We start from the raw sequence: 6,848 nt of genomic DNA on the forward strand, positions 1-6,848 counted from the left end.
TAGCGCGCCGCCCTGTCACGGCGGAGGTCGCGGGTTCAAGTCCCGTCAGGGTCGCGTCGGATTCATCTGTCATGGATGAGTTCGCGGCCAGATAGCTCAGTCGGTAGAGCGTTCGCCTGAAAAGTGAAAGGTCGCCGGTTCGATCCCGGCTCTGGCCACCATAGTGGTTAAGAAAATCCCCCAGCCTTCGCGGCTGGGGGATTTTTGCATTCAGCTCGCCCGGAGTGTCCCGGCTCGTAGCTACACTGGGGAACCTGACACCGACACTCAGCAAACGAATGCTGACAGAGGCGGTCGAAAGACTCGCGTTTGGCGTCGGATGAATAAGGAAAAAGGAAGGTTCACACCATGGCACAATCAGTGCGCAAGAAGATTGACCGCTTCGTCATCGAGGTCGATGGCCAGGAGGCCGGCTTCGCGGCGTTCGTTGACTCTCCAGAGGGCGATGTGCGGGATTTCAACCACACGGTGGTGGATTCCGATTTCCGTGGGCAGGGCCTGTCCAGGCCGCTGATTACGGAGGCACTGGATGCCACGCATGAAGAGGGCATGAAGATCAAGGCCACCTGCTCGGCAGTGGCTGGGTTCGTGGAGAAGAACCCGGAGTACCAAGACCTGCTGGCTTAAATGTTGTTCTGCATGTCGTCAACGTATTTGACGGCATCCACCAGCGGGGTGTTCTGATCCGGCTTGCGCGGGCGGATCTTGGCTGGGATACCCGTGAGGATCGAATTCGCAGGGGCATCCTTGGTCACCACGGCGTTTGCGCCGATCGCGGAGCCGGCGCCGATGGTGATGGGGCCTAGCACCTTAGCGCCCGCACCCACCATCACGCCGTCTTCGAGGGTGGGGTGGCGCTTGCGCTGTACCAGCTCGGAGCCGCCGAGGGTCACGCCGTGATAGAGCATCACATCATCGCCGATCTCTGCAGTCTCACCGATGACCACGCCCATGCCGTGGTCGATGAAGAAGCGACGGCCGATCGTGGCTCCGGGGTGGATCTCCACGCCCGTGAAGAAGCGGGCGAGCTGGCTCAAGATGCGCGCAGGAGCCCGGTGGCCGCGCTCCCATAGGGAATGCGAAACGCGGTGCGACCAAATGGCGTGCAGACCGGAGTAGACCAGTGCGTTTTCCAAGTCGCCGCGGGCGGCTGGGTCGTGGGAGCGTGCATTGTTCAGATCCTCGCGGAGAAGCCCCAGGATGCTCACGTGAATACCTCTTTCATGCCACAGCGTAGTCTCCTGCAGCCTTACATAGACTAACGCGCTACTTAACCAATTGAAGGATAAGTAGCGCGTTGCTATTCCCTGCAATGATTGTTGGGGTGAATAGCGGGGGAGTATGATTACTGCCTTGTGCCTGGCGGCAGGGGATTAATCGCGCAGGTCTTCGAACAGCACAGTGGAGACGTAGCGCTCGCCGAAGTCGCAAACGATGACCACGATGGTCTTGCCTTCATTCTCGGGCTTCTTGGCTTCTTCCAGTGCGGCCCATACGGCGGCACCGGAGGAGATGCCGGCGAGGATGCCCTCTTGCACGGCCAGTTCGCGGGCCACGCGGATAGACTCATCGAGTGGCGCATCGTGGACGCGATCCAGAATGTCGCGGTTCAGGTTGTCTGGGAAGAAGTTGGTGCCCAGGCCCTGGATCTTGTGTGGTCCAAAGCGGCCTTCGGACAGCAGTGGGGAATCGGCTGGTTCCACGCCGACGACCTCGAGGCCTTCCTTCTGCTCCTTGAGGTACTTGCCAGCGCCGGAAACGGTGCCGCCGGTGCCCACGCCGGCGACGAAGATGTCGATGTCGCCGTCCGTGTCAGCCCAGATCTCTGGGCCGGTGGTGTTGTAGTGGATTCCCGGGTTGGCTGGGTTGGAGAACTGGCGTGCGAGCACGGCGTTCTCGGTGGATTCCACGATCTCGTTGGCCTTGTCCACGGCGCCCTGCATGCCGCCGGTGCCTGGGGTGAGAACCAGCTCTGCGCCGAGTGCGCGGAGCATGACGCGACGCTCGGTGGACATGGTCTCTGGCATGGTCAGGATGACCTTGTAGCCGCGTGCTGCGCCGACCATGGCCAGGGCGATGCCGGTGTTGCCGGAGGTTGCCTCGACGATGGTGCCGCCGGGCTTGAGGGAGCCGTCCTTCTCGGCGGCTTCCACAATGGCTACGCCGATGCGGTCCTTGACGGAGTTGCCGGGGTTGGAGGCCTCTAGCTTGGCGATAACAGTTGCGCCTAGTCCCTCGGTGAGCTTGTTTAGCTTCACCAGTGGGGTGTTTCCAATGAGGTCAGTGAGGTTTTCGTAGATCTTAGCCATGAGCGTGCGTGCTCCTTACTGCATCAGCATCATCGTGTAGACCGTTCGGTCTACTTGGGTATGGAAACGAGTCTACCCCCACCGTCTCGTGTTCGTCCACCTGGTTTCGAACCCCAATCTTTTTCTTCTTTTCGACGCCAATCTCCAGCGCATTTCCACTACCGTCCATTGGCCCTAAGGGGTTAGAATGTTCAAAAGGTGGCGAAACGACGTGCAGGACGTGGACAATGGCACCCATGAGCAGCTTTGAAACCATTCAGACATCCGTAGAGGGCGCAGTAGCCACCATCACCATCGACCGCCCCAAGGCATTGAATGCCTTGAATAGCCAAGTGCTCGAGGAGGTTGTGGCCGCTGCCGAGGGCTTCGACGCTGACGAGAACATCGGCGCGATTGTGCTGACGGGCAGCGAGAAGGCGTTTGCCGCGGGCGCCGATATTAAGGAAATGCAGACCAAGTCCTACCCAGGCATCCGCATGGAGCGGATGTTTGAGGATTGGGAGCGCTTGGCGAAGCTGGAAACTCCGCTGATCACCGCAGTGTCCGGCTACGCGCTGGGCGGCGGCTGCGAGGTGGCCATGTTGGGCGACATCCTGCTGGCCAGCGAATCCGCGAAGTTCGGACAGCCAGAGATCACGTTGGGCATCATCCCAGGCATGGGTGGCACGCAGCGCCTGACCCGCGCGGTGGGCAAGTACAAGGCCATGGATCTGATCCTTACCGGACGCACCATGGATGCAGAGGAAGCCGAGCGCAGTGGCCTGGTATCCCGCGTGCTTCCAGTGGAGGGCTTCCAGAAGGAAGTGGCCAAGGTCGCCCAGAAGGTGGCAGGAATGTCTCAGGTGGCCACCGCTGCCGCCACGAAGATGGTGGATGCCGCATACGAAACCACGCTGACCCAGGGTGTCGCGACCGAGCGCGATACTTTCTGGGCTCTGTTTGCCACCGAGGATCAGTCCGAGGGAATGGATGCCTTCGTGAACAAGCGCAAGCCAGAGTGGAAGAATTGCTAACCTGCCACTTGCCGCTGATAGGGCCTTTGAACTGCCCTAATTTAGAGTTGAGTGAAAGGTTGAGCCATGGGAGACGGACTGTCGTGGCAGACTGAAACCCATGGCAAAGAAGAAAAAGTTCACCCTGCACAGTGCCCTGCCCATTCAGGAGTTGCACGCGGTGCTCACCTCAGAGCGCTACTTGCTGACCAACGAGGGCATTGAAAATCCTGGAAACTCCCGCGTGGTGGACGCTGAGCAGAGCGTTCGAGACGATGGCACGGTCACTGCCCGCGTGCATATGGCTAGCCAGGTCAAAGCTGCAGGAGCTGCCGAGCAGCCGGAGGCTGAAGCGGCGGGCGGCGACGAGGTTGGCGTGGAAAATAATGGCGAACCAGCTGCATCCCAACCAAACGAAATGCACGTCGAGCAGACCACAACCGTCTCGCCGATAGAAGAAGACCGCAAGGGACTGAACTTCCGATTCGCCACCATCATGCCGCTGCCAGGCCGCATGGGCACGGTGTTTACGGACATGGATGTTCGCCCCGATGACGCTGGAACGGGCAGTGACGTAGACGTAGAAATGCGGGTCGACACTAGCATTCCGATCATTGGCCCGAAGTTGGCTAAGCACCTGCTGGGAAATTCTGAGGAATCTGTGGGCAAGGGTCTGCGACGGGCCGAGCGGCTAGTGACATTTCCCACTGACGAGACGGGCCCTAATCAATCCTGACCTGCACTTTATGCTTTCCCGTTCATCCCGGCATGCTTGCACGGCGAGGCAAACTTGGATGTGAGTTTTGGGGGTATTCGGGGGGTGGTTTATACTCACCTCAGACATGTCACCCAGACGATTGATATCCCCCAGGTAGGTGTCCCACAAAGTGGGTCGCCGAGCAGTGGTCAGGTTGATTACCAATACTTCTGACCTGCGCCTAGAGGATCTGAGATATTTTTCGGGCCAGCCCGGAAAACCTGTAAAGGGAGTGAGTCCGTGGAGCAGCAGCGCCATCGTGATGACGAAGACGCGATCTACAACGCGCTGAATTCGTTGAAGAATGCTACGGGCATTCCAGCGACCATGTACGCAGCAACTTTTCCGGACGGCAAGTTGCGCATAACCAACTGGGTCGGGCTTCGCACTCCGGCGCTGCACAACCTGGAGATCGCACCAGGACTCGGCGTGGGGGGACGCGTGGTGCAGACCCGTCGCCCAGTAGGCGTTTCTGATTACACGCGGGCCAAGTCCATCTCTCATGATTTCGACCGGCAGATCCGCGACGAGGGAATGCACAGCATCGTGGCAGTCCCCGTCATCGTGAGCCGCGAGGTCAAGGGCGTTTTGTACGCCGGCGTTCATTCTCGGGCGAGGATGGGGGACAAGGTCCTCGAGGAAGTCACCATGACCGCCCGCTGTCTCGAGCAGGAATTCGCGATCAACGAGGCCTTGCGCCGTTCCGGAGGTGCCCGAGGTGCAGCCTCTGGCACGGGGGTCAAGCAAGTGCGCTCCATGTCCGGCGCGGAGTGGGAGCAGGTGCGCGCTACGCACTCTAAGCTGCGGATGCTGGCCAACCGCGTCAACGATGAAAGCCTGCGCCGCGACCTCGAAGTGCTGTGCGATCAGATGGTTTCCCCGGTTCGCGTCAAGCAGACCACCAAGCTTTCCGCCCGTGAGCTCGACGTTTTGGCTTGCGTCGCACTGGGGCACACCAACGTTGAAGCCGCCGCGGAGATGGGAATTGGCGCCGAGACCGTCAAAAGTTACCTGCGCTCTGTCATGCGCAAGCTCGGAGCACACACCCGTTACGAGGCCGTGAATGCTGCGCGGCGTATCGGTGCGCTGCCCTGATCCCCTCGGTCTCTTTTTTCTCGACGCCACCACGGTTCCGACCGGGTGGTGTCTCGCATGAAATCTGTACTCCTTTCTGGCTAGGGTGGGACGTGTGAAAGATAGCTTTCTAGTTCATGGAGGGGCGCGCCTGCATGGCGCCGTCAAGGTAGCTGGCGCGAAGAACAGCGTGCTGAAGTTGATGTCTGCCGCATTGTTGGCGCCCGGCACAACGGTTTTGACCAACTGTCCGGACATCGCGGACGTCAGTTATATGGCTGATGTGTTGCGCGGCCTCGGCTGTGAGGTGGAACTGTCTGGGGATACTGTGCGGATCTCCACTCCGGAAGTGGTGGAATACAATGCGGACTTTGACGCGGTACGCCAGTTCCGTGCGTCGGTGGCAGTCCTGGGGCCGTTGACTGCTCGTCGACACAAGGCGCGAGTGGCGCTACCGGGCGGTGACGCGATTGGATCCCGTCCATTGGATATGCACCAAAGCGGGCTGGAGCGTATGGGAGCGACCACCCGCATCGAACACGGCTGTGTGGTGGCAGAGGTAGAGTACCTACGTGGCGCGACCATCAAGTTGGACTTTCCTTCCGTGGGTGCGACGGAAAACATCCTGACGGCGGCGGTACTTGCTGAAGGAACGACAGTGCTGGACAACGCAGCGCGGGAGCCGGAGATCGTTGACCTGTGCAACTTCCTCATCGAGATGGGAGCACAGGTAGAGGGAGCCGGAAGCAACACCATTACCGTGCACGGCGTGGATCACTTGAGCCCCGTGGAACACGAGGTAGTGGGTGACCGAATCGTCGCCGGCACGTGGGCATACGCCGCAGCGATTACCCGCGGCGATATCACAGTGGGCGGAATTGATCCTGCTCATCTGCACTTGGTGCTGGGCAAGCTAAAGATGGCAGGCGCGCAGGTGGAGACATACCCCAGTGGCTTCCGCGTGGTGCAAGACAGGCAACCGACTGCGGTGGACTACCAAACTCTGCCTTTCCCAGGTTTCCCGACGGACCTGCAGCCTCTAGCTATCGCACTGTGTGCAGCCAGTGAGGGAATGTCCGTGATTACGGAGAACATCTTTGAGTCTAGGTTCCGCTTCGTGGACGAGATGATGCGACTGGGAGTGGACGCGTCTATTGATGGCCATCATGTAGTGATCCGTGGCGGACGTGAACTTTCCTCGGCACCGGTGTGGAGTTCCGATATCCGCGCGGGTGCTGGATTGGTGCTGGCCGGGCTGATCGCCGATGGAGTGACTGAAGTCCACGATGTCTATCACGTAGATAGGGGATACCCAGGCTTCGATCAGCAGCTCAATGCGCTGGGCGCGCGCGTGGAGCGCAAGTCTGTGTAGCTTTCGGTCTTGCGTTTTGCTGGTGTGACCTGCGGGGTTGTGTTCGTTCGGGGTGGTGTGTACATTTATTCAAGTCAGCGCGACCGACACCGCCACTGCGAGTCAGTGGTTGGCAGGACAACAGGCCCTGACAAATCCCTTTTCTTTCACAGTCTGAATTTTTTCAGCGTTGTGTCCGAGAGCGCGTGGAAGATAAAGAGTTCACGAAGATTTTGCTTTTCAGTAACTTTGTGGATAGACTCGGAAATCCGTCACAGCGACCAGCACACTTTGAGTGTGTGAGTGTTGGTGTGTGCATATGATGTTTGAGAACTCAATAGCGTGATGAACCAAGTTATTTTTTG

General features: G+C 59.4%; 7 protein-coding genes and 1 tRNA gene. 6 read left to right on the forward strand and 2 right to left on the reverse strand.

All coding sequences use genetic code 11. The features are described 5' to 3' along the window. The first annotated feature begins 85 nt into the window (after window positions 1-85). A tRNA-Phe gene (locus IM764_RS10235) sits at window positions 86-161 on the forward strand. Window positions 162-348: 187 nt separating this feature from the next. Further along, window positions 349-627: a GNAT family N-acetyltransferase gene (locus IM764_RS10240; RefSeq protein ID WP_194187734.1), complete on the forward strand. Its 279-nt coding sequence runs from the start codon at window positions 349-351 to the stop codon at window positions 625-627. Here IM764_RS10240 and epsC read toward each other — a convergent pair. Together epsC and cysK are read right to left on the reverse strand one after the other, a co-directional pair. After that, window positions 624-1,208 carry a serine O-acetyltransferase EpsC gene (epsC, locus tag IM764_RS10245; RefSeq protein WP_099298051.1) on the reverse strand — a complete coding sequence of 195 codons (585 nt, stop codon included), beginning with the start codon at window positions 1,206-1,208 and terminating at the stop codon, window positions 624-626. The genes IM764_RS10240 and epsC overlap by 4 nt on opposite strands. Before the next feature lie 165 nt (window positions 1,209-1,373). Continuing rightward, window positions 1,374-2,309 carry a cysteine synthase A gene (gene cysK, locus IM764_RS10250; protein WP_099298050.1) on the reverse strand — a complete coding sequence of 312 codons (936 nt, stop codon included), beginning with the start codon at window positions 2,307-2,309 and terminating at the stop codon, window positions 1,374-1,376. Between the two features lie 227 nt (window positions 2,310-2,536). Here cysK and IM764_RS10255 point away from each other — a divergent pair, with 227 nt between their 5' ends. The 4 genes from IM764_RS10255 to murA all read left to right on the forward strand — a co-directional run bounded on the left by IM764_RS10255 (window position 2,537) and on the right by murA (window position 6,504). Then, the gene (locus IM764_RS10255) at window positions 2,537-3,322 is read left to right on the forward strand and encodes an enoyl-CoA hydratase-related protein (protein WP_194187735.1); all 786 of its coding nucleotides are present in this window, start codon (window positions 2,537-2,539) and stop codon (window positions 3,320-3,322) included. Window positions 3,323-3,422: 100 nt separating this feature from the next. After that, window positions 3,423-4,037 carry a DUF2505 family protein gene (locus IM764_RS10260; RefSeq protein WP_099298048.1) on the forward strand — a complete coding sequence of 205 codons (615 nt, stop codon included), beginning with the start codon at window positions 3,423-3,425 and terminating at the stop codon, window positions 4,035-4,037. 261 nt (window positions 4,038-4,298) lie between these two features. Further along, window positions 4,299-5,153: an acetate metabolism transcriptional regulator RamA gene (ramA, locus tag IM764_RS10265; protein WP_099298047.1), complete on the forward strand. Its 855-nt coding sequence runs from the start codon at window positions 4,299-4,301 to the stop codon at window positions 5,151-5,153. A gap of 94 nt (window positions 5,154-5,247) precedes the next feature. Beyond that, complete coding sequence (murA, locus tag IM764_RS10270; RefSeq protein ID WP_099298046.1) at window positions 5,248-6,504, forward strand: UDP-N-acetylglucosamine 1-carboxyvinyltransferase; 1,257 nt, start codon at window positions 5,248-5,250, stop codon at window positions 6,502-6,504. Window positions 6,505-6,848 lie beyond the last annotated feature (344 nt).

This window comes from Corynebacterium sp. ED61 (assembly GCF_015233855.1).
GTDB classification, from domain to species: domain Bacteria; phylum Actinomycetota; class Actinomycetes; order Mycobacteriales; family Mycobacteriaceae; genus Corynebacterium; species Corynebacterium dentalis.

Coding starts and splice junctions, on each gene's coding strand:
- cysK (WP_099298050.1), bottom strand. CDS start 2,309: ATGGCTAAGATCTACGAAAACCTCACTGACCTCATTGGAAACACCCCA.
- IM764_RS10240 (WP_194187734.1), top strand. CDS start 349: ATGGCACAATCAGTGCGCAAGAAGATTGACCGCTTCGTCATCGAGGTC.
- IM764_RS10255 (WP_194187735.1), top strand. CDS start 2,537: ATGGCACCCATGAGCAGCTTTGAAACCATTCAGACATCCGTAGAGGGC.
- IM764_RS10260 (WP_099298048.1), top strand. CDS start 3,423: ATGGCAAAGAAGAAAAAGTTCACCCTGCACAGTGCCCTGCCCATTCAG.